We start from the raw sequence: 22,614 nt of genomic DNA, 5'->3' as shown, positions 1-22,614 counted from the left end.
TACAGCTCTCCTTGGGGAGATTCCCTGCCGGGGGGATTCGGCGGTGCGAGCTCGGTGCCTTCATCACCGGGCCGCAGGGAAAGTCGAGCGGGGTACGTCGATTCTGGCACAGGGCTCCACCCCCGGCCCGCAGCGCGTCAGCCCGCGCGCGCCGCCCGCTTCTCCTCCTGATAGACCCGGATCGCCTCGTAGCGCTCCGCCGATCGCGCCCGCCTCTTCGCCGCCTGCTCCTCGCGGTTCTTGGGCGGTGCCGAGGTCACGAGATCGTCGAGCAGCCGCCGCGTGGCCACGGCGATCTCGGCCACCGCGCGATCGAACACCTCGCGGTTCGCGCGCAGGGCGCCGTCGTCCCGGAGATCTTGCGGACGAACTGGAGCGCGGCCTCCTGGCACTCCTCATCCGTGGCTGCGGGCTCGAGGTTGTTCAGAGGCACGATGTTTCGGCACATACCGGCACCGTACGCGCGGCGCGCGGGGCCCGGAAGGGGGATGGCATGCCCGTCCCTCCGTCGCTACGCTCTGGGCTACGACCGGAACCGAGGAGAGATCATGACCGACGCACCGTCGCCCGACGCCCCGCCGCCCTACAACCCGCCGCCGCCCGGCGGCGCGCCCTCGCCGTATCCCGCGGCCTCCGCTCCCCCGCCCGGCGCCCCCTACGCGCAGGACGTGCCGACCTCGCCGCCCGGGCGGGTGCTGTCGATCATCGGCCTCGTGCTGGCGTTCCTGCTGCCGCCGGTCGGCCTCATCCTCAGCATCATCGCCGCCGTGCAGCTCGGCAAGGCGAAGGCCCCCAAGGGCATCGCGATCGCCGGCATCATCGTCGGCGCCATCCTGACGATCTTCGCGATCATCGGGATCGTCCTGCTGGTGACCGTGCTGGCCGGCGTGATCGGGACCTGCGCCGAGCTCGGACCCGGGGTGTGGGACGTCGGCGGCGTCACCTACCGCTGCGGCTGACCGCACCGCGGACGACGAGGGGCCGGATGCAGCGCATCCGGCCCCTCCTGCGTCCCCCTTCCCGGGGGCCGCTGTCACTTCTTGTAGTTCGGCGCCTCGACGACGATCTGCACATCGTGCGGGTGCGACTCCTTGAGTCCCGCCGAGGTGATGCGCACGAACTTGCCGCGCTGCTTGAGCTCCTCGATGGTGCGCGCACCGACGTAGAACATCGACTGCCGCAGCCCGCCGACGAGCTGGTAGGCGACGGCGGAGAGCGGGCCGCGGTACGGGACCTGGCCCTCGATGCCCTCCGGGATCAGCTTGTCGTCACTGGGCACGTCGGCCTGGAAGTAGCGGTCCTTCGAGTACGAGGTCTGCTTGCCGCGCGTCTGCATGGCGCCGAGCGATCCCATCCCGCGGTACTGCTTGAACTGCTTGCCCGACTGGAAGACGATCTCGCCCGGCGACTCGTCCGTGCCGGCGAGCAGCGAGCCGAGCATCACGGCGTCGGCGCCGGCGACCAGGGCCTTCGCGATGTCGCCCGAGTACTGCAGGCCGCCGTCGGCGATCACCGGGACCCCGGCCGGACGCGCCGCGAGCGACGCCTCGTAGACGGCCGTCACCTGCGGCACGCCGACACCGGCGACCACGCGCGTCGTGCAGATCGAGCCGGGCCCCACGCCCACCTTGACCGCGTCGACCCCCGCGTCCACCAGCGCCTGCGCGCCCTCGCGGGTGGCGACGTTGCCGCCGATGACGTCGATGTGCGCGAACGACTCGTCGGCCTTGAGGCGCTTGACGAGGTCGATCACGCCCTGGGACTGCCCGTTGGCGGTGTCGACGACGAGCACGTCGACGCCGGCGTCGCGGAGGGCCTCGGCGCGCTCCCAGGCGTCGCCGAAGAAACCGATCGCCGCGCCCACCCGCAGGCGGCCCTGGTCGTCCTTGGTGGCGAGCGGGTACTTCTCGCTCTTGTCGAAGTCCTTGATGGTGATGAGGCCGGCGAGCTTGCCGTCCTCGTCGATGAGGGGCAGCTTCTCGACGCGGTGCTTCGCGAACAGCGCGATGACCTCGCCTGCCGCGACGCCCACCGGGGCGGTGACGAGGTTCTCCCTCGTCATGACATCCTTCACGAACGTGCTCTGGCGCTCGAAGCCGGAGACGAAGCGCATGTCCCGGTTCGTGATGATGCCGACCAGACGACCCTCGTCGTCCACGACCGGGAGACCGGAGATCCGGTACTTGGCGCACAGCGCGTCGACCTCCTCCACGGTCGCGTCCTGCGTCGTGGTGATGGGGTCGGTGATCATGCCGGACTCGCTCCGCTTCACGCGGTCGACGTGCGCGGCCTGGTCGGCGATCGAGAGGTTGCGGTGCAGGATGCCGATGCCACCCTCCCGCGCCATGGCGATCGCCATGCGGGACTCGGTCACGGTGTCCATCGCGCTGGAGAGGAGCGGCGTCGCGACGGAGATCCGCCGCGTGATCCGGGACGACGTGTCGGCCTCGCTGGGGATGACGTCGGTGTGCCCGGGGAGCAGCAGCACGTCATCGTAGGTCAGTCCGACGAAGCCGAAGGGATCGTGCTGGTCCATGGAATCTCCTCCTGCGCGAGTGGCGCGGATCCGGGTGCGAATGGGGGGTCGACGTCGGCCGGTGCGCGGGCGTGACCCGTATGGAGATTCTAAGCGAGACACGCCCGAGAACATTCCCAGAGCCCTGTCGTTACCGGACCGTTGGCCCGGACGATAGGTGAATCGCCGATCGCCCATTACGCTCAAGTGCGTCGTCCATCCCCGCGGTTCGACCCGAGTCCGCGGAGACAGCACTCACAGTGGAGGTTGCGTGGGACCCACAGCACTCGCCGGACCGCGAAAGCGCCCTTGGGCCTTCGCCTTCTTCGGAATCCTGATGGCGCTCGCGGCATCGCTCCTCCTCCCTCCCTCAGCCGCATCCGCGGAGACGACGGACGACGGCCAGGAGGTCACCGACTTCTACTTCGCCGGCGTCGTCACCGACGGCGACGAGCCCGTCGAGGGCGTCGTGATGACGATCGAGGGGAACGGCTTCGACGCCGAGACCGAGACCGACGCCGAGGGCAAGTGGCGGCTGTACGTGCCGGATAAGGAGACGTACACCCTGACGGTCGACGAGTCCACGCTTCCGGACGGCGTGATCGTCGACGCGACGCAGCTCCCCGAGGGGATCCAGCCCGTCTCGGGCACGACCGCCTCGTTCGAGCTGGAGTTCGGGCTCACCGGCACGAAGATCGTGAACTTCTTCCTGGGCGAGGGCGAGCGGGTGACCGTCTCCTTCCTCGACCAGCTCCTGTCGCGCATGGTGGGCGGTCTGAACTTCGGTCTGCTGCTGGGGCTCGCCTCGATGGGCGCCGCGCTGATCTACGGCACGACCCGGCTGTCGAACTTCGCGCACGGCGAGATGGTGAGCTGGGGCGCGGTGGTCACGCTCGTCGTCACCTCGTTCTGGCAACTCCCGCTGTGGGCCGGCATCATCGCCGCGGTCATCGGCGGTGCGGCGCTCGGCTGGGCTCTGGACGCCGGCATCTGGAAGCCGCTGCGGCGCCGGGGTCTGGGCGTCGTCCAGCTCATGATCGTCAGCATCGGCCTCTCGCTGGCCCTCCGCTACGGTCTGCAGTACATCATCGGCGGCAACACCTATCAGCTGCCCGGTTCCAGCCCGGAGCCCATCCGTCTCGGGCCGATCTCCCTGTCGTACATCGACCTGATCGGCATGGCGACCAGCATCATCGTGATCCTCGGCGTCGCGTTCTTCCTCACCCGCACCCGCACCGGCAAGGCGACGAGGGCGATCTCGGACAACCCGCAGCTCGCCGCCGCCTCCGGCATCGACGTGGACAAGGTCATCCGCATCGTCTGGATCCTCGCCGGCACCCTGGCCGCGATCTCCGGGATCCTCTGGGCGTACTTCCGCCCCGGCGTGAAGTGGGACATGGGTATGCAGATGCTGCTGCTGATGTTCTGCGCCATCACGCTCGGCGGGCTCGGCTCGGCGATCGGCGCCCTGATCGGCTCGATCATCGTCGGCCTCGCGGTCGAGGTGTCCACGCTCCTCGGGGTGCCGACCGACCTCAAGTACGCCAGCGCCCTCGTCGCGCTGATCATCATCCTGCTCGTGCGACCGCAGGGCATCCTCGGACGCAAGGAAAGGTTGGGCTGACGCATGGACTTCGGAAGCATCTTCGGCAACACCGCCTCCTACCTGTTCAGCCCGACGACGATCGCCTACGCGCTCGCGGCCACCGGCCTCGCTGTGCACTTCGGCTACACGGGTCTGCTCAACTTCGGCATGGCGGCGTTCATGGCGATCGGCGGCTACGGCTACGCGATCTCGATCCTCACCTTCGGCTTCCCGTGGTGGCTGGGCGTGCTCGTCGGCATCACCGGCGGAGCGCTCTTCGCCCTGCTGCTGGGCATCCCGACGCTGCGTCTGCGCGCCGACTACCTCGCCATCGCGACCATCGCGGCCGCGGAGGTCGTGCGCCTTATGTTCGTCACGGAGCTGTTCAAGGACTGGACGAACTCCGCCGGCGGGCTCTCCGGCTACCACCAGAGCTTCCGCGACGCCAACCCGTTCCCTCCGGGGACGTACGGCTTCGGCCCGTGGACGTACAACGCGAACGACCTCTGGGTGCGTGTGTTCGGTCTGCTCACCCTCGCTCTGACGATCCTCGTGGTCTGGGCGCTCATGCGCAGCCCGTGGGGCCGCGTGCTCAAGGGCATCCGCGAGGACGAGGACGCCGTGCGGTCGCTCGGTAAGAACGTCTTCGCGTACAAGATGCAGGCGCTCGTGGTGGGTGGTGTGATCGGTGCGCTTGGCGGCATCGTCTTCGTCCTGCCCTCGGCGGTCATCCCCGGCAGCTACTCGACGTCGCTGACGTTCTTCCTGTGGACGATCCTGCTCCTCGGCGGTGCGGCGACGGTCTTCGGCCCGACGCTCGGCGCCGTGCTCTTCTGGGTGGTGTTCGCCTTCCTCGGCGCGCTCCTCCCGGCGATGGCCACGGCCGGCTACCTGCCCATGACGAGCGCACAGGCCGACGTGGTGCGCTACATCCTCATCGGCATCGTGCTGATGCTCATCGTCGTGTTCCGCCCGCAGGGCATCCTGGGGAACAAGAGGGAGATGACCTTTGTCAAGTGAGAACGACGCGGCCGTCACGCCCGCGAAGAGCGCTCCCCGCGCCAAGACCACCGGCCTCGCCGCGGGTCCCGCCGCCCCCGGAGTCAAGAAGGTCGACCCGATCCTCGTCGTGGACGCGGTGCAGCGGCGCTTCGGCGGACTGACCGCCGTCGACGTCGATCACCTCGAGATCCCGCGTGGCGCCATCACGGCACTCATCGGCCCCAACGGCGCCGGGAAGACCACACTGTTCAACCTCCTCTGCGGGTTCGACAAACCCAACAGCGGTACCTGGTCGTACGACGGCAAGAGCCTCTCCGGCATCCCGTCCTTCAAGGTCGCCCGGATGGGCCAGGTGCGCACCTTCCAGCTCACCAAGTCGCTGTCGCTGCTGACCGTGCTGGAGAACATGAAGCTCGGCGCGAAGGACCAGCGCGGCGAGGGCTTCTGGGCCGGGCTCTTCCCCTTCCTCTGGCGCGCGCAGGAGCAGGAGATCGAGCAGCGGGCCCACGAGCTCCTCGTGCGCTTCAAGCTCGACGCCAAGGAGCAGGACTTCGCCGCCTCCCTCTCCGGCGGTCAGCGCAAGCTCCTGGAGATGGCACGGGCGCTCATGAGCGACCCGAACCTGGTGATGCTCGACGAGCCGATGGCCGGGGTGAACCCCGCCCTCACGCAGTCGCTCCTCGACCACATCCTCGACCTCAAGGACCTCGGGATGACGGTGCTCTTCGTGGAGCACGACATGCACATGGTGCGTCACATCGCCGACTGGGTCGTCGTGATGGCCGAGGGGCGCGTGGTGGCCGAGGGGCCTCCGGAGACCGTCATGGAGGACCCCGCGGTCGTGGACGCCTACCTGGGCGCCCATCAGGACGTGGACCTCGGCGCCGTCACCGGCCGCCTCCCGGTGATCTCGGACGCCGACGCGGAGCGCATCCGCGAGCAGATCGAGACGGAGGTCGAGGCCGAGGTCGAGGCCGAGGACGCCGCCGAGGAGGACAAGGCATGAGCACCGCGATCCCCGCCGAGGGCACCCCCGAGACCGGCGACGTCATCGTCGAGCTGAAGGACGTGCACGCCGGCTACCTGCCGGGAGTGAACATCCTCAACGGCGCGAACCTCGTCGCCCGCCAGGGCGAGCTCATCGGCATCATCGGCCCGAACGGCGCCGGGAAGTCGACGCTCCTCAAGGCGATCTTCGGCATGGTGAACGTCCGCGAGGGCGATATCACCGTCAAGGGCGAGAGCATCGTCGGCCTCAAGGCCGACAAGCTCGTACGCCGCGGTGTCGCCTTCGTGCCGCAGACGAACAACGTGTTCCCGTCGCTCACCATCCAGGAGAACCTGGAGATGGGGCTCTACCAGAACCCGAAGATCTTCGCGGAGCGGCTCGAGTTCGTCAGCAGCATCTTCGCGGAGATCGGCAAGCGCCTGAAGCAGCGTGCGGGCTCGCTCTCCGGCGGCGAGCGCCAGATGGTCGCCATGTCCCGCGCGCTCATGATGGACCCGTCCGTGCTGCTGCTGGACGAGCCGTCCGCCGGCCTCTCCCCCGTGCGGCAGGACGACGCCTTCATCCGCGTCTCCGACATCAACAAGGCGGGCGTGACGACGATCATGGTCGAGCAGAACGCCCGTCGGTGCCTGCAGATCTGCGACCGCGGCTACGTGCTCGACCAGGGGAAGGACGCCTACGAGGGCACCGGTCGGGAGCTGCTGAACGATCCGAAGGTCATCGGCCTCTACCTCGGCACCCTCGGGACCGACGCCGCCTGAGACCTCGCGCCGCACGATGAAGGCCCCGGATGCCGAAGCACCCGGGGCCTTCCTCGTGCGGTGTTTACTTGATGCGCGAGGTGACGTTCTCGGCGTCGAACTCGTAGACGCCGATCGCGGCACCCTTCGGGTCGTTGTTCTCGTCGAACGTGATCTCGCCGGAGAGGCCGTCGTAGTCCGGCGTGCCGCCGTCGTTGATGATCGCGGCGCAGTCGGCGAAGTTGTCGCACTTCTCGCCGTCGCCGTCGCCGCCGGAGACGGTGATCATCTCCGCCGCGATGTCCGGGCCCTCGACCGAGCCGGCCTTCAGCGCCGCCAGAGCGATGAGGACCACGGCGTCGTACGCCTCGGCCGAGTAGGTCACGGCGTCGATCGGGTCGTTGCCCTCGGCCGTCCAGACCTCGTTCAGCTGGTCGAGGAAGTCCTGCGGCAGCTCGGCGCCGGCGCGGGTGCCCTTCGAGCCCTCGAGGCTCACCGGGATGTCGGCGCCCCAGTCCTTGAGGTTGCCGTCGACGAGGTACAGCGAGCCCGTGTCGACCCCGGCGTTGCCCAGCAGCGGCGCGATGGTGGCGAACTGGTCGTAGGAGACGACAGCGACGGCGTCCGGGTTCGCCGCGGCGATCTCCGAGACCTGCGCGTTGAACTGACCGTCACCCTGGTTGTACGACGCATCGGCGACGACCTCGCCGCCGGTGCTCTCGAACGTGGCCTTGATCGCCTCGAACAGGCCCGTGCCGTACGGGTCGTTCTGGTAGATGATGCCCAGCGTCTTGTGGCCGTCCTCGGCGATCTCGTTGCCGAGGACCTCGCCCTGGAGGTTGTCGCTCGGTGCGGTGCGGAAGTACAGCGGGTTGATGCCCGTGAAGTCCGGCGAGGTGTTGGACGGGGACACCGTGAGGATGTCCGCACCCGCGTTGCCGTCGAGGATGAGCTTGGTGACGCTGGAGGACGCCGCGCCGATCATGGCGGTGATGTCGCCGTTGCGCAGGTTGGTGATGGAGGTCTCGTAGGCCTTGTTGTCGAGGTCGCCCTCGTCGCCCGTGCTGAGGTCGATCGTGATGCCGGCGTCGGCCTCGTTGATCTGGTTGACGGCGAGCTGGACGCCGGCCTCCATCGGCGCGCCCAGGAACGCGAGCGTACCGGTGGCGGGCAGCAGCGAACCGAGCTTGAGCGTCAGGTCGGCGGCGGGCTTGTCGCCGCCCCCGTCCGACGGCTCCGCATCGGGCGTGCTGCTGCAGCCCGCGATGATGAGGGCGGAGGCGCTGACCAGCGCGATCCCGGCGAAGATCCTCGCGCTGCGCGAGCCCTTCAGTGCGTTCATGATGCTCCCTTGCGTAAACGAACGTGGATGATGACCACAGTCGGGTGCTCTAACACTAGGGCGTGCGCCCCGCGCGCAGGAGGGGCAAGTATCTCGGTGCGTTAACGATCCAGGGCCGCCGTTTCGGGGCGCGGGCAGGACCGATCAGAGCGCCGCGGCGCGGGTGGCACGACGGCCGCGACGCGCGGCGAGGAGCAGATCGACGACGAAGACCGCGATCGCGACCCACACCAGGAGGAACCCGATCCAGCGCTCCGGCGGCATCGGCTCGTGCAGCACGACGACCCCGATCACGAACTGCAGGACCGGGGTGAGGAACTGCAGCATCCCGATGATCGTGAGGTCGACGCGACGCGTGCCGGCCGCGAACAGCAGCAGGGGGACAGCCGTGGCCACCCCCGCGAAGGCGAGCAGCACGGCGTGCGGCCAGCCCGCGGTCCCCATCGTCAGGCCGACGGGCGTCGTCGCCACGACCACGAGTTGCACCACCGCGATGGGGATCAGCCAGAACGACTCGAGCGTCAACCCGCTGACCGCGTCGACGGCAGGGCCGATCTTCTTCTTGATGAGCCCGTACAGACCGAAGGAAGCGGTGAGGGTCAGGGCGATCCAGGGGACGTGGCCGTACGCCACGATGATGACGACGACCGCGACGGCCGCGATCCCGACCGCCGCCCACTGCAGACGGCGGAGGCGCTCCTTGAGGACGAAGACGCCGAGCAGCACGGTGGTGATCGGGTTGATGAAGTAGCCGAGCGCCGTCTCCACCACGTTCTCGCTCAACGTGCCGAGGACGAAGACCTGCCAGTTGACGTAGATGAGCAGGCCGGCGAGGGCCGTCCACCCGAGCAGTCGCGGACTCCGGACGATCGCGAGGAAGGCGGGCCATCCCCTCGTGACGGTGAGCAGCAGAAGACAGAAGACGAAGGAGAGCAGCACCCGCCAGGCGACCACCTCCCACGGCCCGGTGGGCTGCAGCAGGAGGAAGTAGAGCGGCAGCACGCCCCACAGGAGGTATGCGCTCCCGGCGTAGGCGACGCCCGCCGTCCGGGTGGCGCGGGTCGTCTCGGGGGTCACCGCACAACCCTATGCCCGCGAGGACGAGGGCCGCGCCGCTCCGGACGCGGAAGAGGGCCCGGATGCCGAAGCATCCGGGCCCTCTTCGGACCGGGTTCCCGTCCGCCGTGCAGAGGGAACCGAGTGTGCGATCAGCGGACGACGACCGCCAGGACGTCGCGAGCCGACAGGACGAGGAACTCGTCCGCGCCGAACTTCACCTCGGTGCCGCCGTACTTGCTGTAGAGCACGCGGTCGCCGACGGCGACGTCGAGCGGAACGCGGTTGCCGTTGTCGTCGATGCGGCCGGGGCCGACCGCCACGACCTCGCCCTCCTGGGGCTTCTCCTTGGCGGTGTCGGGGATGACCAGGCCACTCGCGGTGGTCTGCTCGGCCTCGACCTGCTTGATGACGATGCGGTCCTCGAGCGGCTTGATGGAAACCGACACGGTCTACCTCTTCTTTCTTGACGCTGACACGAAAGACTCGTTCGCACTCTCAACCCGAGAGTGCTAATGCCAGTGTAGGCGGTCGGCTGGCACTCATGCAATGCGAGTGCCAACCCGAGTCACACGTCACGCGGGTCCTAGGCTGGGAGGGTGGAGATGTCCGAGCTGCGCGCCCTGCTGACCCCCGCCGGCCTCGAGCTGCTCGACGCGCTCGGGCCGGTCACCTCCACCGCCGAGGCGGCCGCAGCCGTCTCCCGGCTGCGTGCTGCGGGACACTCCCCCGACCTCGTCTCCGCCGTCGTCGGGCAGGCGCACCTGCGCGCCAGGGCCGCGGCGAAGTTCGGCCCCTTCGCCGCCCGCATGCTGTTCACCCGCGCGGGCCTCGAGCAGGCCACCCGCCTCGGCGTGGCCGCCCGCCACGCCCAGCGGATCCGCCGAGCCGGCCTCACGAGCGTCGCGGACCTCGGCTGCGGGATCGGCGGCGACGCCCTCGCGTTCGCCGGCGCGGGACTGGCAGTGCACGCGGTGGACGCCGACGAGGTGACCGCGGCCCTCGCCGCCTACAACCTCGCCCCGTTCGGCGACGACGCCACCGTCCGGCACGCCACGGCGGAGGACGCGCTCGGAGAGCCGGTCCCCGGCCAGGCGATCTGGATGGATCCCGCCCGCCGCACCTCCGGACACAGCGAGACCCGGCGCGTCTCCGCCGACGACTACTCGCCGTCCCTCGACTGGGCGTTCGCCGTCGCCGCGCAGCGCCCCACGGGGATCAAGCTCGGCCCCGCCCACGACCGCGACGCCCTGCCCGCGGACGCGGAGACGCAGTGGGTCAGCGCCGACGGCAGCGTCGTGGAGCTCGTCGTCTGGTCCAGGGAGCTGGCCAGGGAAGGGGTCCGGCGCTCGGCCCTGGTGATCCGCGGCGAGCGCTCGCACGAGCTCACCGGCCCGGCCGATGCCGAGGACGCTCCGGTCCGACCGCTCGGGGCCTTCCTCCACGAGCCGGACGGCGCCGTCATCCGGGCGCGCCTCATCGGCGACGTCGCCCGCAGCCTTGATGCGGGGATGCTCGACCCGCGCATCGCCTACCTCACCTCCGATGCCGCGCTGACGAGCCCGTTCGTGCAGTCCTTCCGCGTCCGGGAGACGCTGCCGATCACGCCGAAGACGATCAACGCGGCCCTGAAGACGCACGGCATCGGCCGCATCGAGATCAAGAAGCGCGGGGTCGACGTCGACCCCGCGGCCTTCCGGCGCAAGCTGACCCTGCGCGGCGACGCCGAGGCGACCCTGATCCTCGCCCGCTTCGGCGATCAGCGACGCGCGATCCTCGCCGACCGGGTGCCCGTCGCGGACTGAGAGCGATCAGTCGCCCGGGTCGCGGCCAGGTATGTCGACGCGGATCGGATCCCCCGGCGGCCCGGTGATCACGAGATACGACTCGCCCGTCGCCTCGTCGACCACGGCCGGGCCCGAGGTCACCGTGAGGTAGGGCATCTGCCAGCGGGTGAAGGCCACCTCGACCACGGACGCCGACAGCAGCTCTCCCGTCTCCTGATCCACGTCGAGGAGCTGCACGCGCAGCCCGGACTGGAGCGCCTCGTCGAGGGTGGCGCACTGCCGCGAACCGTCGGCGTCGACGATCAGGCAGCGCTGGGCGGGGCCGGTCGTCGTACGGCGGTCGCCCAGCCACACCGGCTGCTCGCGGAAAGAGCCGAGGAGGGTGAGGTTGAGGTCATAACCGTCGCGGATGAGTTCCTTCACCCTCGGGCGCTGCTCCTCCCCGAACTGGGCGAAGAGCGTGGAGCTTCCGCCCCACCGCTGGATGCTCACCATCGGCTCGTCCGCGGTGGAGAACAGCATCACCGCCGTCACGCTGTCGGTGGAGAACGAGTCCTCGTCGTCACCGGCATCGGAGGCCGCCACGGGGAGGGCGGCGTACAGGCCCGGCCCCAGCTCCTCCTCCGCTGCCAGACAGGTGGATTGGGAGTCCTCGCCCACGTCGAGGATCAGGCACCGGGTGGCCCCGTCATCCTGCGTGGCGAACCAGGCGAGCGCGCCCTCCGCCTCCGCCACCGGGCGCACGGAGCCGGGGTCGTAGTCCTCCCCGGCGAGTTCGATCCGTCGCTGCTCCTGCGTCTCGGTCAAGGGGAACGCCTCCGACCGCGGGGCGAACAGCGCCCACCCCGCCCCGACGCCGATCGCCAGGAGGGTCGCTGCCGCCACGAGCACCGGCACGACTCCGCGCGCCCGCATCGGCGCGCCCGTCTCGACGGGTGCGGGTGGTGCTCCGGCCGCGGCGAGCGGCGATGCGTCGGAAGCCGGCGGCGGATCGGACTCCCGACCCTCGTCGTCCGCCACCGGGAGCGCCTCGGAGGCTGTCGTCGGCCGTTCCTCCGCCGGAAGCTCCTGCCGTCGATGCTCCTCCTGGAGCTCGCGCAGGCGCCGGGCACCGGCGGCGTCGAGTCCGCCGTCCCGACCATAGGCCGCGCGCTCCAGTGCTCGGCGCTCCTCCGCCGCAGCGGAGCCCTGGCGGTCAGTCTCCTCCCGCACCGACGTCGCTCCCCTCTCGGATGATCACGAACGACCCGAAACCGGAGGTCGGCAGCTCGTAGGTCGTCATTCCGCCGGTCTCCGCGTCGGTCACCTGCAACCGCAGCCGACCGTCGTGCTCCTGCAGCGTCTCCGTCGTCTCACAGGCCCGCGGCGCGTCGGCCGTCGCCCCGTCGTAGATGAGGCACTGCCGACCCGTCTCCCCTTCGGAGGCCGTCCAGATCGGGACGTCGCGGTCGTACCCGGCGACCCAGATCGAGTTCGGGTCGAAGCCGTCATCGGCCAGGCGCTCGGCGGTCCGTGTCTCCGCCTCGTTCGCGTAGGTGGGGCCGCCCTCGCCGGAGCCGTACTCCGAGACGTCGACGCTCACCGCCGGTTCACCGTCGGGCGTGAGGAGCAGATGGGCCATGACCTGGCGCGTGTACTCGTCGTCGCGCTGGGTCGTCACCTCGCCCCAGAGGCCGTCCTCCTGCACCGCTTCCCGCTGGTTGCAGCTCGGCGTCGTGCTCTCCCCTGCGCCCAGGACCAGGCAGATGCTCGCACCCCCGTTCTGCGTCGCCACCCAGATGACCGCGTCGTCCTCCGTCGCGAGCGCGCGCACCGAGCCCGGGTCGAATCGTCCGGACGCGACGAGATCGGACTGCCATCCCTGCTGCTCGGCGCTGAGGGAGACCGCTGTGCCGCCGCTCCGGCCGAACGCCAGCCATCCCACGCCGACCCCGAGGAGGAGCACGACGACCGCGCCGAGCGCGAGCATGCCGAGGGAACGGCGCCGCCGCCTCTGAGCCGGAACGTCGCTCTGAGCGGTGACGACGTCCGCGGACTCCTCGTCCGGCTCCACGGGCGCGTCGTCTCCGGCCGACGGCTCGTCGTCGTCCTCTGCAGCGGCGAAGGAGCCGAGGGACGGCGGAGGTCCCGGCGACGGGCGTCGCCGGGCGGCGTCGAGCTGTCGCAGGCGCGCGGCCTCCGCGTCCGTGAGGCCTCCGCCCGGGCCGAAAGCCTTGCGCTGCAGGGCCCTGCGCTCCTCGACGTCGTCGTCGTCCGTCATGGCCAGCCCGCCTAGCCGAGTCTCTCGAACTGCATCCCCGCCCAGACCAGCCATCCCAGGCTGTACACGGTCGCGCACAGGCCGAGCACGAGGGCCCAGCGCGCGATCGCCCGGTTCTCCACAGGGCGCCGGAGGGACATGATGGCGGCGATCACCGCGACGATCGCGACCGGGATGCCCCACCCGACGAAGAACGACGCGCCGAGGGCGACGATCGCCGCCAGCAGCGCCCACGGGGCCAGGCGGGTGTCGTCGACGACGGCGGGCTCGACCGCCGGCTCCCAGCCCTCGTCCTCTCCGTGGTCGAGGTCGGGCCCGGTCACGACGACGGGCTCGATGCCGACCGGACCGGTCGGCAGCTTCGTGTAGCCCTCGCGCGGGGCTCCGGGAAGGCGCGCCGTCCCGGCCGGGCGTTCGACCTGCCCGCTGGCGCGCTCGACCCGCGCACGGGGCGTGGCCCCGTCCGACTCCGGCTCCTGCGCGAGCCCGGTCACGCCGGCACCGCCTCCGCGACCTGGATCTCGGTGACCGGCAGGGTCGAGTCGGCGCCGAAGCCGAGGGTCGATGCGGGGCGCCCGGACGCGATGAGCTCAGCGGCCAGCGCCGCGATCATGGCGCCGTTGTCCGTGCAGAGCGACAGCGGAGGGATGCGCACGGTGACGCCGGCCTCGGCGGCCCTGGCGAGGGCGACGTCGCGGAGCCGACGGTTCGCGATCACACCGCCGCCCAGGAGCAGCCGCGGCACTCCGAGGTCGGCGCACGCGTTGAGCGCCTTGGTGACCAGGACGTCGACGACGGCCTCCCGGAAACTGGCAGCGACGTCGGCGATCGGGAGGTCCCGGGCGTCGGCACCCGCCTCGGCGTTCTCGGCCTCGAAGCGCTCGATCCAGCGGGCGACCGCGGTCTTCAGCCCGGAGAACGAGAAGTCGTAGCGATGCTTCGCGAGGTCGGAGGCGCGGGACAGCCCGCGCGGGAAGCGGATCGCGTCCGGGTTTCCGCCCACCGCGGCCCTGTCGATCTCGGGGCCGCCGGGGTAGGGCAGGGACAGCAGTCGGGCGACCTTGTCGAAAGCCTCGCCCGCGGCGTCGTCCACGGTCTCGCCGAGCAGCTCCACGTCGGTCGTGAGATCGCGCACGTGGAGCAGGGAGGTGTGGCCGCCGGAGACCAGCAGCGCGATCGTCGGATACTCCAACGGCGCCGAGTCCGGCGTCAGGATGTCGGCCGCGATGTGACCGACGAGGTGATTGACCGCATACAGCGGTTTGTCCAAGGCGACCGCGAGTCCCTTCGCCGCCCCCACACCGACCATGAGCGCTCCCGCGAGGCCCGGACCGCTGGTCACGGCCACCGCATCGAGGTCGGCGAGACGGACGCCGGCCTCGGCGAGCGCGGCGTCGATGGTCGGCTGGAGGGCCTCGAGATGCGCGCGGGCGGCGACCTCCGGCACGACGCCGCCGTACCGGGCGTGCTCGTCCATGCTGGAGGCGATCGTGTTGGACAGCAGCGTACGACCGCGCACGATGCCGATGCCGGTCTCGTCGCAGCTCGTCTCGATGCCGAGCACCAGGGGCTCACTCATGCGGTCGCCTCCTCCGGCGTGTCGGCGGGCGCCGGGTGGCGGCGCAGATCCAGACGCATCACGATCGCGTCCACGTCATCCGGCTGATAGTAGCGGGGGCGCCTGCCGATCTCCTCGAAGCCCTCCGCGCGATACAGTCCTTCGGCCGGAGGGTTGTCGGCGCGCACCTCGAGGAACACCTCGAGCGCCCCGCGGTCGGCGGCCGCCTTCAGCAGCGCACGCAGCAGCGCGCGCCCGCGGCCCTGACCTCGGACCTCGGCGAGGAGAGCGATGGTCTGGATGTCGGCGTCCGCACCGCCCTGCAGCGCCCGGACGCCGCCGTATCCGACGATCGCCCCGCCCCGCTCGTCGACGAGGTAGCGACCGTGCGGGCTCGCCAGCTCGCTCGCCATGGTCTCCCGGCTCCACGCATCGGTCGGGAACGCGCGCTGCTCGATGGCCATGATCGCGTCGAGATCGTCCGGCCGCGCATCCCGCAGCGTCATGCGCCCACCTTCTTCGGGGCGCCGGGCAGGGACACATCCGGGTGCCGCAGGTAGAGGGGTTCGTCGCCGGCGAGGACCCGGCCGGCGGCGAGTGCGCGCGCCCCCACCCTGGCGAGGTCGGCTGCGGACAGCGTCGTCACGTCGACCCGGCGGAGACCGGCGAGATGATCGTCGGCGTCGGCGGCCCGCACGAGCACCGTGTCGGCGATCGTGCGCGGGATTCCGTCCTCGTCCTGTCCGTCGAACACGGTGACGGCGACCTCGCGGCGGCGGGCGTCGGTGACGACGGCGAACGGCCCGGTCACCGTGGACTGGATCGTCAGCGCGGCCGCCGTGTGACTCGGGACCGGCACCACCGGGATGCCGCGGCCGAGGGCGAACGCCCGCGCGGTCGCGATGCCGATGCGCAGTCCGGTGAACGGACCGGGGCCCATGCCGGCGACGACGTGAGTGATGCCGTCGGCTCCCCCCTCCCGGAGTACGTCGTGGACGAGGTCGCCGATCACCTCGGCGTGGCCCAGCGGATCGGCGGTACCGGCCTCGGCACGAGACGTCCCGTCCGGGTCGATGAGGGCGACGGCGGTGCCAAGGGACGTGTCGACGGCGAGGATCACGTCTCCAGGGTAGTCGTCACCCCGCCCGTCACGCCCGGCGCCCCGGCACCCGCGCGGGTCAGCCCAGCGGCGCCCGCACCGGGTAGTCCTGGCCTTCGAGGATGACCTGGGTCGCCGCTCCCGTCGCCCGGTTCACGACGACCGGCGCCAGCAGGTTGACGCTGACGCCGTCGGCGCCGGGGTGGGCCACCACGAGCACGAAGGCGTCGTCCGCCGAGGCGAGAGCGAGGTCGGCCACCTGGGCGTCCGTGAGGATCGGCGCGTACTCCGCCAGGACCGTGTTCGGGTCGACGAGGTAGAGCCGCAGGGCGTCGTCCTCGACCGCCCGCATCGCGAAGAGCCCGTCCGCACCGTCGACGGGTGCGAGGGCGAAGTCCACGTGCGGAGCCAGCCCGGGCGGTGGGGCCGTGAAGGTGAGCACGGCGGTCATCGCAGGAAGTCCATCAGCGTCGGCTGCAGCACGCGCGCGTTGACGGCGAGCGCCGAGCGGTAGACGAGCTCCTGCGCCTGCAGGCGGATGAGCACCTCGACCGAGTCGACATCCTCGACCGCGGCGCGGCGGGACTCGAGGGACACGGAATTCTGCACTGCCGCCTCCTTGGCGCGTTCGATCTGAGCCTGTCTGGTGCCGACCGCGCCCTGCACGCCCAGCATCGCCGTGCGGCGGTCGTCGATCTCCCCGAGTCGGGGCCCCACGTTGGTGCCGGAGCGGAGATCGGCGACGATGCGGTCGACGAGGGCGAACACCGAGTCGTCTCCGGTGCCGAACACCGCCGCACCGTCCGTGTCGACGCGGACGGCCGCCGCATCGGACACGCGGCGGGTGACCTCGGAGCCGGCGACACCGCTGTAGGAGTAGTCGGACCCGAAGGCCGCGGTGTCCGACGTGCCGGCGAAGACGGACCGGCCGAGCAGCCGGGTGTTCGCCTGCGCGAGCAGCTCGTCGCGGATGCCCTCCAGTTCCACCGCGAGGGCCTCCTTCGCCGTCGCGTCCAGCGCCCCGTCGTTGGCCCCTTGCGCGGTGAGGTCCCGCACCCGCGAGAGCAGGGACGTGCTGGAGGTGATCGCCGTATCGGCGGCAGTCACCCAGGCCAGGCCGTCGTCGATGTTGCGCGCATACTGCTCGGTGCGCCGCTGCTCGGCGTGCAGGGCGAGGGCGGCCGCCGCCGCTGCCGGGTCGTCCGAGGGGGCGGCGAACGCCTTCTGCGACGTGGCCTGCTCCTGCAGACGGGCAAGTTCGGAGAGGTTGGACTGCAGCTGGCGCATCGCCGTCTGCGTCATCGTGGTCTGGGTCACGCGAGAGATCATGGAGCTTCTCCGATCAGCGTCCGACGACGCCCGTGCGGTTGATGAGCACGTCGAGGGCCTCGTCGACGGCGGTGAGCACGCGGGCCGCCGCCTGGTAGGCGGTCTGGTACGTGAGGAGGCTGATCGTCTCCTCGTCGCCGTCCACGGCCGCGACGGACTGCTGCGCACCGACGGCGCCGACAGCCGCCGCATCCGACACCTTCGCGCGTTGCACGTCGGCCGCGGTGGCGACGCCGAAGCGGGTCACCTGATCGGTCCACAGTGCGTCCGGAGAGGTCGCGCGCCGCCCGATCTGGGAGATGAGGTCGGCGTTGGTCGCGTCCTTGGCTCCGGCCCCGGGGGCGGCGAGGGCGAGGTCGGCCGCCGTGCTGACGGCCACCTGCATCCCGAGCGCGGCGGAGCCGGTGGCCGGGAGGGTGAAGAAGTCGCCGCCCGGCTGTCCGGACGCCGTGACGCCGGCGCGGTGCTGGGCGTTGAGCGACTCCGCGAGCGCCGTGGCGACGCGGTCGTATGTCGCGGCGAGCTGCGCCAGCATCCCGCCGTCGGCGGCCGGGGCGAGCACCGCGAGGGAGCCGCCCAGCTCTCCCCCGTCGACGACGAGGGGAAGATCCGGCACCGACTCCCAGGCGACCCCGACGCGCGGAGCGCCGTCGATCGTCGCCGAGCCGGTCAGCGCGATGTGACGGGCGTCGCCGCCGGAGACCAGGGCGTTGCCGCCGAGGCGGACCGTGAGCGTGCCGTCCGTCTCCACGGTGGCCGTCGCGCCGGCGAGCCGGGCCACGTCCTCCGCGAGCAGGTTGCGGCGGTCGGTGAGCTCGTTGGCCGATCGCCCCGAGGCCAGCGCCTCCCGGATCTCGCTGTTCAGCACCGCGATCTGGTCGGCGGCGGCGTTGACCTGGCTGACGGTGCGCTCGGCGGTCCCGCGGGCGGCCGTCCACTGCGCGGCGACCGTGCGGTAGCCGCCGGAGATATGGGCGGCGAGCTCCTTCGCCGACTCCAGGATGCTCGCGGCCGCCGCACCCGAATCCGGGGTGTTGGCCAGGTCCTGCCAGCCCGCCCAGAAGCTGGTCAGCCGGTTGGCGAGGCCCTTGTCGGTCGGCTCCGCGAGGGCCGACTCGGCAGTCGTCGCTGCCAGCGCGCGGGTGGCCCAGTAGCCGGAAGCGCCGAGGGTGTCGCGGACCCGGGCGTCGAGCAGCGCGTCACCGAGGCGGGACACCCCGTCGATCGAGACGCCGTGTCCGGGGAGCGCGCCCATGCTGAAGCGGCCCGTCTGCGCGACGGCGGCGATCGAGGAGGTCTCGACGCGCTGCCGCGTGTACCCCTCGGTCTTCTGGTTGGCGATGTTCTGCCCGACCACGTCCATGCCCCGCCGTGCGGCGGCGAGGCCGCTGGCGGCGGTGGTCAGTCCACTGAAGGTCGACATGAATCCCTCTCGGTCACATCTCGGTGTCGATGATGCGGGCGGCGTCCTCGCGGGCGCGGTCGCCGCGGGTGGTGTATTCGCCGCTCTCCTGGCCGAGAGCGGCGATGGTCTCCTGCGTGGCGCGGAGCACTCCGCTGAGCTGCTCCGCGGCGGCGTCGCGCATCTGCTCGACCTCCGCTGTCAGCTTCACCAGCGCACGCATGTGGTCGGTGAAGACATCGCCCCAGGCTCCGTCCGGAGCGTGCTCGATGAGCTGACCGATCGTCGCGTCCTGAGGAGCCCCCCACTCCTCGGCGACACCGGCGACCTCGACGGCCCTGGCCAGGCTCGCCGCGCGGAGGCGGTCGAGCACCTGATCGATCTCCCTGGCCGCGAACTGGATCCAGTGCGACCGGCCGGCGGCGAGCAGCAGCTGCTGCTCGTCGAGCTTGAAAAGCAGCATCTCGAGCAGCTCGCGCTCGCGCCAGAGCTGCATCGATAGTTCGTTGGCTCCCATGATCCCCTTTGTCCCCAGCGATCCCCCGCCCCACGCGGGTGCGATCGGCCCGCCTGTTAACGGTTCATAAATCTCTATCGGCCGCCGCGCCCCTAAGGTTACTATGTGCATTGGCGGCGGTTAGTGCTCCCCATGGACATATCTCGGACCTTGTGATATGGCCATCTATCCCTCGCCATGAGCTTCCGGAGTGCATCCAGAGAGGTGGATCATCCCCCATGTCGTCGCGCGCTGAGCGCAACCGCCTCGTCGAGGCCAACCTCCCCCTGGTCGGCTACCTCGCTGCAGACACCCATGCTCGGGCTACCCATATCCCCCGCGAAGAGCTCGCCGCCGTCGGCGCGCTCGCCCTCGTGACCGCCGCCGACGCGTACGACCCCGCGCTCGGCGTCCCCTTCGGCGCCTACGCCCGTCGACGCATCCTCGGCGCGTTCGCCGACGAGATGCGCGCCATGGACTGGGCGTCCCGCGGCATCCGCAAGCGCATCAAGGAGACGGTCGCCGTCCGCGAGACCCTCACCGCCGCGTTCGGCCGCACGGCGACCGCCACCGAGATCGCCACCGCCATGGGCTCCCCCAAGGAGGTGGTCGTCGAGGCCCTCGCGGACGCCGCACGCACCGTCGCCCCGCTGGACGACCCCGCCACGCGCGATCTCGTCGCCGACATCCCGCTGCCGGAGGAGTCGGCGATGGTCGGCGAACGGCGTGAGGTGCTCGAACACGCCATCGGCGCCCTCCCCGAGCGCATGCGGCGCATCATCGTGGCCGTCTACATCGAGGAGCGGCCCGTGAAGGAGATCGCCGAGGAGCTGGGCGTGACCCACTCGGCCGTCTCGCAGCAGCGGTCGGAGGCCGTGCGCCTGCTCCGCGACGCCCTCGACCGCTACTTCGCGGAGGGCGGCACCGAGACCACGACCACCACCCGCGTCTCGCCTGCCGCACGCGACGCCTATTTCGGCCGCATCGCCGAGGCCGCCGGCGTCCGGATCGGCGACGTCTTCCGCGCCGCCGCCCCCGCCTAACGCGTCCGCATCCTCCGCCGATAGGTCAGGGCAGGAGACCACGGATGGTCTCCCGTACAACACATCACGGAGGAAACCCTCATGGGTATGCAGATCAACACCAACGTGGGCGCGCTCAACGCCTACCGCAACCTGTCCAACACGCAGAACGACCTGTCGAAGTCGCTCGAGAAGCTCTCGAGCGGTCTGCGCATCAACCGCGCAGCGGACGACGCCGCCGGCCTCGCGATCTCCGAGGGCCTGCGTTCGCAGGTCAACGGCCTGAACGTCGCGGCTCGCAACGCCCAGGACGGCATCTCGGTCATCCAGACCGCAGAAGGCGCCCTGACCGAGGTGCACTCCATCCTGCAGCGCGTGCGCGACCTGACCAACCAGGGCGCGAACGACTCGAACAACGCGAAGTCGCGCGAGGCCATCCAGACCGAGATCTCCGCCCTGGGCGACGAGCTCACCCGGATCGCGTCGAGCACGAACTTCAACGGCATCAAGCTGCTCTCGGGCGGCGCGACGCTGACGTTCCAGGTGGGTGCGGGTGCGGTCGCCGCCGAGGACCAGATCTCGGTGGGCCTGACCAACTTCGCCACGCTCGGCGCCGACATCAAGACGCTCGCGGCCGGCATGACGGACGCGGCGACGTACGGCGCGGCTCTGGCGGGCATCGACACGCAGATCCAGGCGGTCTCGACCGCACGTGCCGGCTACGGTGCGCTGCAGAACCGCTTCGAGTCGACCATCAACAGCCTCAACGTGTCGGCCGAGAACCTCGCCGCCGCCGAGAGCCGCATCCGCGACACCGACATGGCGTCCGAGATGGTCAAGTTCACGTCCGCGAACATCCTGTCGCAGGCGGGAACGGCCATGCTGGCCCAGGCCAACCAGGCCAACCAGGGCGTGCTCCAGCTGCTGCGCTGACCCGCGCCGCCGCACGGAATCACTCCGGGGGTCCGGGTGACGGCTTCGGCCGTCACCCGGGCCCCGCCGCACACAGAAGGGAAGCCGCATGTCGCTCTCGCTCGACGGCCTCGTGTCGGGGCTGAAGACCACCGAGGTCATCAAGGCGCTGATGGACGTGCACGCCATCCCCCGCACGCTGCTCAAGGCCAAGATCGACGACAAGAACGTCGTCATGACACAGCTGCGCACCCTCAACACCGCCGTGCAGAACCTCGCCGCCGCCGCCGAGAAGGCCGCAGCGCCTGGCGGTCTCGACCGCTTCACCGGCACCTCGTCGTCGGAATCGGTGAAGGTCGCCCTGCGCACCGGCGCCGCGCCCGTGTCGACCGACATCGTCGTCGACCGCGTCGCCCAGGCGCACACCGTCGTCTCCGCCGCCGCTTCCCGCTGGCCCGCGGACCCGCCCGTGCTGACCCTCGAGGACGCCACGGGGAAGCGCGTGCAGGTGCAGGCCGACTCCACCTCGATGCAGGACATCGCCCAGGCCATCAACGACGCCGACACGGGCGTCCTCGCCACCGCCGTCCCCGCCGGCAAGGACGCCGACGGCACCCCCGTCTACCGCCTGCAGCTCCGGGCCGAGGAGTCCGGCGAGGCGGGACGCTTCCGCGTCTACGCGGGAGACCTCGCCGCCGTCACCGCCGGCACCGCCACGGACGTGTCCACGGAGCCCGGGGCCGCCGTCATCGCCACGGGCACGGACGCGCAGCTGCGCCTCTGGGCCGGCACCGCGGCCGAACAGGTCATCACCTCGTCCGGCAACACCTTCACCGATCTCTTCGAGGGCGTCGACGTCACGGTCTCCACCGTCTCGACGTCCCCCGTCACCGTGACCGTCGCCGTCGACAGCGAGGCCAGGGCCAAGGCCTCCGCCGAGTTCATCGCCCTCCTCACCGACATCTTCACCCGCATCGACAACGGCTCGAAGGCCACCGTCGCCGCGGGACAGGGCGAGAAGACGACGCTCGGCGTCTTCACCGGCGACAGCACCATCCGCGGCCTGCGGACCGCCCTCGCCGACGCCATCCAGCACCCGGTGGACGGGGTCTCCCCCTCCACGGTCGGCATCTCGACCGACATGTACGGCAAGCTCACCTTCGACGAGGAGAAGTTCTCCGAGGCGCTGGCGAAGGACCCCGCAGCCGTCGGCGCTCTCTTCTCCGCGGTCGCGGCGCGTGTGGAGCAGACGGCGACGTCCTACTCGGACAAGTACGACGGGCTGCTCACCTCGCGGATCACGGGCCAGGAGAGCGAGGTCAAGAGCCTCGGCGAGCAGATGGAGCGCTGGGACGTGCGCCTCGCGCAGCGCAAGGCCTCGCTGGAGCGCACCTACGCCCGCCTCGAGGTGATGCTGTCGCAGATGCAGTCGCAGTCCTCCTACCTCGCCTCGCAGATCAACTCGCTGCCGAGCAGCCGTTCCGGGTCGGACTCGTGAGC

The 22,614-nt window shown here is 70.9% G+C and carries 23 protein-coding genes and 1 pseudogene; 9 read left to right on the top strand and 15 right to left on the bottom strand.

Annotated features, from left to right (window positions below):
* Positions 1–137: 137 nt before the first annotated feature.
* Positions 138–448: pseudogene (locus tag AB0310_RS00725) on the bottom strand (DUF2277 domain-containing protein).
* Positions 449–548: 100 nt separating this feature from the next.
* On the opposite strand from AB0310_RS00725, the gene AB0310_RS00720 reads away from it, so the two are divergent.
* On the top strand, positions 549–959 hold the full coding sequence (locus AB0310_RS00720; RefSeq protein ID WP_268777189.1) for a hypothetical protein: 411 nt from the start codon (positions 549–551) through the stop codon (positions 957–959).
* A 74-nt stretch (positions 960–1,033) separates the two neighbouring features.
* Here AB0310_RS00720 and guaB read toward each other — a convergent pair whose 3' ends face one another.
* Positions 1,034–2,536: an IMP dehydrogenase gene (gene guaB, locus AB0310_RS00715; protein ID WP_025103734.1), complete on the bottom strand. Its 1,503-nt coding sequence runs from the start codon at positions 2,534–2,536 to the stop codon at positions 1,034–1,036.
* A 316-nt stretch (positions 2,537–2,852) separates the two neighbouring features.
* Between guaB and AB0310_RS00710 the strand changes: the two genes are divergently transcribed.
* Genes AB0310_RS00710 through AB0310_RS00695 form a run of 4 tightly spaced genes read left to right on the top strand, consistent with a single transcriptional unit; the run spans position 2,853 to position 6,872 of the window.
* Positions 2,853–4,139: an ABC transporter permease subunit gene (locus AB0310_RS00710; protein ID WP_522727330.1), complete on the top strand. Its 1,287-nt coding sequence runs from the start codon at positions 2,853–2,855 to the stop codon at positions 4,137–4,139.
* 3 nt (positions 4,140–4,142) lie between these two features.
* A complete protein-coding gene (locus AB0310_RS00705; RefSeq protein WP_025103732.1) occupies positions 4,143–5,120 on the top strand; it encodes a branched-chain amino acid ABC transporter permease in 978 nt (325 codons plus the stop codon).
* Positions 5,110–6,108, top strand: a complete 999-nt coding sequence (locus tag AB0310_RS00700) for an ABC transporter ATP-binding protein (protein ID WP_187663426.1) — start codon at positions 5,110–5,112, stop codon at positions 6,106–6,108. The genes AB0310_RS00705 and AB0310_RS00700 overlap by 11 nt, the downstream gene beginning before the upstream one ends.
* Positions 6,105–6,872, top strand: coding sequence for an ABC transporter ATP-binding protein (locus tag AB0310_RS00695; RefSeq protein WP_187663425.1), 768 nt, complete (start codon positions 6,105–6,107; stop codon positions 6,870–6,872). The genes AB0310_RS00700 and AB0310_RS00695 overlap by 4 nt, the downstream gene beginning before the upstream one ends.
* A gap of 64 nt (positions 6,873–6,936) precedes the next feature.
* On the opposite strand, the gene AB0310_RS00690 is transcribed toward AB0310_RS00695, so the two are convergent.
* The 3 genes from AB0310_RS00690 to groES form a co-directional block, all read right to left on the bottom strand.
* Positions 6,937–8,193 carry an ABC transporter substrate-binding protein gene (locus AB0310_RS00690; protein WP_187663424.1) on the bottom strand — a complete coding sequence of 419 codons (1,257 nt, stop codon included), beginning with the start codon at positions 8,191–8,193 and terminating at the stop codon, positions 6,937–6,939.
* Positions 8,194–8,337: 144 nt separating this feature from the next.
* Complete coding sequence (rarD, locus tag AB0310_RS00685) at positions 8,338–9,270, bottom strand: EamA family transporter RarD (RefSeq protein ID WP_259954236.1); 933 nt, start codon at positions 9,268–9,270, stop codon at positions 8,338–8,340.
* Between the two features lie 131 nt (positions 9,271–9,401).
* The gene (groES, locus tag AB0310_RS00680; RefSeq protein WP_017203655.1) at positions 9,402–9,698 is read right to left on the bottom strand and encodes a co-chaperone GroES; all 297 of its coding nucleotides are present in this window, start codon (positions 9,696–9,698) and stop codon (positions 9,402–9,404) included.
* A 150-nt stretch (positions 9,699–9,848) separates the two neighbouring features.
* Between groES and AB0310_RS00675 the strand changes: the two genes are divergently transcribed.
* Entirely contained in the window at positions 9,849–11,054 is a 1,206-nt protein-coding gene (locus AB0310_RS00675) for a THUMP-like domain-containing protein (protein WP_366236366.1), read from the top strand.
* A gap of 6 nt (positions 11,055–11,060) precedes the next feature.
* Here the strand turns inward: AB0310_RS00675 and AB0310_RS00670 are convergent, their stop codons facing one another.
* The 10 genes from AB0310_RS00670 to flgN are packed head-to-tail and all read right to left on the bottom strand — an operon-like array spanning position 11,061 to position 19,201.
* Complete coding sequence (locus tag AB0310_RS00670) at positions 11,061–12,248, bottom strand: hypothetical protein (RefSeq protein ID WP_366236365.1); 1,188 nt, start codon at positions 12,246–12,248, stop codon at positions 11,061–11,063.
* Positions 12,232–13,296, bottom strand: a complete 1,065-nt coding sequence (locus AB0310_RS00665) for a hypothetical protein (protein WP_366236364.1) — start codon at positions 13,294–13,296, stop codon at positions 12,232–12,234. The genes AB0310_RS00670 and AB0310_RS00665 overlap by 17 nt, the downstream gene beginning before the upstream one ends.
* 11 nt (positions 13,297–13,307) lie before the next feature.
* Positions 13,308–13,790 carry a hypothetical protein gene (locus AB0310_RS00660; RefSeq protein WP_259955208.1) on the bottom strand — a complete coding sequence of 161 codons (483 nt, stop codon included), beginning with the start codon at positions 13,788–13,790 and terminating at the stop codon, positions 13,308–13,310.
* Positions 13,787–14,875 carry a tRNA (adenosine(37)-N6)-threonylcarbamoyltransferase complex transferase subunit TsaD gene (gene tsaD / locus AB0310_RS00655; RefSeq protein ID WP_187663418.1) on the bottom strand — a complete coding sequence of 363 codons (1,089 nt, stop codon included), beginning with the start codon at positions 14,873–14,875 and terminating at the stop codon, positions 13,787–13,789. The genes AB0310_RS00660 and tsaD overlap by 4 nt, the downstream gene beginning before the upstream one ends.
* A complete protein-coding gene (rimI, locus tag AB0310_RS00650) occupies positions 14,872–15,360 on the bottom strand; it encodes a ribosomal protein S18-alanine N-acetyltransferase (RefSeq protein ID WP_268777195.1) in 489 nt (162 codons plus the stop codon). The genes tsaD and rimI overlap by 4 nt, the downstream gene beginning before the upstream one ends.
* Entirely contained in the window at positions 15,357–15,974 is a 618-nt protein-coding gene (tsaB, locus tag AB0310_RS00645) for a tRNA (adenosine(37)-N6)-threonylcarbamoyltransferase complex dimerization subunit type 1 TsaB (RefSeq protein WP_187663416.1), read from the bottom strand. Before tsaB ends, rimI begins: the two co-directional genes overlap by 4 nt.
* Positions 15,975–16,032: 58 nt before the next feature.
* Entirely contained in the window at positions 16,033–16,404 is a 372-nt protein-coding gene (locus AB0310_RS00640; protein ID WP_187663415.1) for a flagellar assembly protein FliW, read from the bottom strand.
* Complete coding sequence (gene flgL / locus AB0310_RS00635) at positions 16,401–17,282, bottom strand: flagellar hook-associated protein FlgL (protein WP_268777196.1); 882 nt, start codon at positions 17,280–17,282, stop codon at positions 16,401–16,403. The genes AB0310_RS00640 and flgL overlap by 4 nt, the downstream gene beginning before the upstream one ends.
* A gap of 13 nt (positions 17,283–17,295) precedes the next feature.
* A complete protein-coding gene (gene flgK / locus AB0310_RS00630; protein ID WP_268777197.1) occupies positions 17,296–18,705 on the bottom strand; it encodes a flagellar hook-associated protein FlgK in 1,410 nt (469 codons plus the stop codon).
* A 13-nt stretch (positions 18,706–18,718) separates the two neighbouring features.
* The gene (gene flgN, locus AB0310_RS00625; RefSeq protein WP_025104341.1) at positions 18,719–19,201 is read right to left on the bottom strand and encodes a flagellar export chaperone FlgN; all 483 of its coding nucleotides are present in this window, start codon (positions 19,199–19,201) and stop codon (positions 18,719–18,721) included.
* Between the two features lie 218 nt (positions 19,202–19,419).
* Here flgN and AB0310_RS00620 point away from each other — a divergent pair, with 218 nt between their 5' ends.
* The 3 genes from AB0310_RS00620 to fliD all read left to right on the top strand — a co-directional run bounded on the left by AB0310_RS00620 (position 19,420) and on the right by fliD (position 22,612).
* On the top strand, positions 19,420–20,223 hold the full coding sequence (locus tag AB0310_RS00620; RefSeq protein ID WP_268777198.1) for a sigma-70 family RNA polymerase sigma factor: 804 nt from the start codon (positions 19,420–19,422) through the stop codon (positions 20,221–20,223).
* An 81-nt stretch (positions 20,224–20,304) separates the two neighbouring features.
* Entirely contained in the window at positions 20,305–21,135 is an 831-nt protein-coding gene (locus AB0310_RS00615) for a flagellin N-terminal helical domain-containing protein (protein ID WP_197971868.1), read from the top strand.
* Positions 21,136–21,223: 88 nt separating this feature from the next.
* Positions 21,224–22,612: a flagellar filament capping protein FliD gene (gene fliD / locus AB0310_RS00610; RefSeq protein WP_366236363.1), complete on the top strand. Its 1,389-nt coding sequence runs from the start codon at positions 21,224–21,226 to the stop codon at positions 22,610–22,612.
* Positions 22,613–22,614: the final 2 nt, after the last annotated feature.

Source organism: Microbacterium meiriae (assembly GCF_040702565.1).
GTDB lineage: Bacteria > Actinomycetota > Actinomycetes > Actinomycetales > Microbacteriaceae > Microbacterium > Microbacterium meiriae.
Note: the sequence above shows the minus strand (reverse complement) of the source record. Positions and strands in the feature narration are given on the sequence as shown.

Coding starts and splice junctions, on each gene's coding strand:
- AB0310_RS00665 (WP_366236364.1), bottom strand. CDS start 13,296: ATGACGGACGACGACGACGTCGAGGAGCGCAGGGCCCTGCAGCGCAAG.
- AB0310_RS00705 (WP_025103732.1), top strand. CDS start 4,143: ATGGACTTCGGAAGCATCTTCGGCAACACCGCCTCCTACCTGTTCAGC.
- tsaD (WP_187663418.1), bottom strand. CDS start 14,875: ATGAGTGAGCCCCTGGTGCTCGGCATCGAGACGAGCTGCGACGAGACC.
- AB0310_RS00690 (WP_187663424.1), bottom strand. CDS start 8,193: ATGAACGCACTGAAGGGCTCGCGCAGCGCGAGGATCTTCGCCGGGATC.
- flgL (WP_268777196.1), bottom strand. CDS start 17,282: ATGATCTCTCGCGTGACCCAGACCACGATGACGCAGACGGCGATGCGC.
- AB0310_RS00615 (WP_197971868.1), top strand. CDS start 20,305: ATGGGTATGCAGATCAACACCAACGTGGGCGCGCTCAACGCCTACCGC.
- flgK (WP_268777197.1), bottom strand. CDS start 18,705: ATGTCGACCTTCAGTGGACTGACCACCGCCGCCAGCGGCCTCGCCGCC.
- AB0310_RS00620 (WP_268777198.1), top strand. CDS start 19,420: ATGTCGTCGCGCGCTGAGCGCAACCGCCTCGTCGAGGCCAACCTCCCC.
- guaB (WP_025103734.1), bottom strand. CDS start 2,536: ATGGACCAGCACGATCCCTTCGGCTTCGTCGGACTGACCTACGATGAC.
- AB0310_RS00640 (WP_187663415.1), bottom strand. CDS start 16,404: ATGACCGCCGTGCTCACCTTCACGGCCCCACCGCCCGGGCTGGCTCCG.
- flgN (WP_025104341.1), bottom strand. CDS start 19,201: ATGGGAGCCAACGAACTATCGATGCAGCTCTGGCGCGAGCGCGAGCTG.
- rimI (WP_268777195.1), bottom strand. CDS start 15,360: ATGACGCTGCGGGATGCGCGGCCGGACGATCTCGACGCGATCATGGCC.
- fliD (WP_366236363.1), top strand. CDS start 21,224: ATGTCGCTCTCGCTCGACGGCCTCGTGTCGGGGCTGAAGACCACCGAG.
- AB0310_RS00720 (WP_268777189.1), top strand. CDS start 549: ATGACCGACGCACCGTCGCCCGACGCCCCGCCGCCCTACAACCCGCCG.
- AB0310_RS00695 (WP_187663425.1), top strand. CDS start 6,105: ATGAGCACCGCGATCCCCGCCGAGGGCACCCCCGAGACCGGCGACGTC.
- AB0310_RS00710 (WP_522727330.1), top strand. CDS start 2,853: ATGGCGCTCGCGGCATCGCTCCTCCTCCCTCCCTCAGCCGCATCCGCG.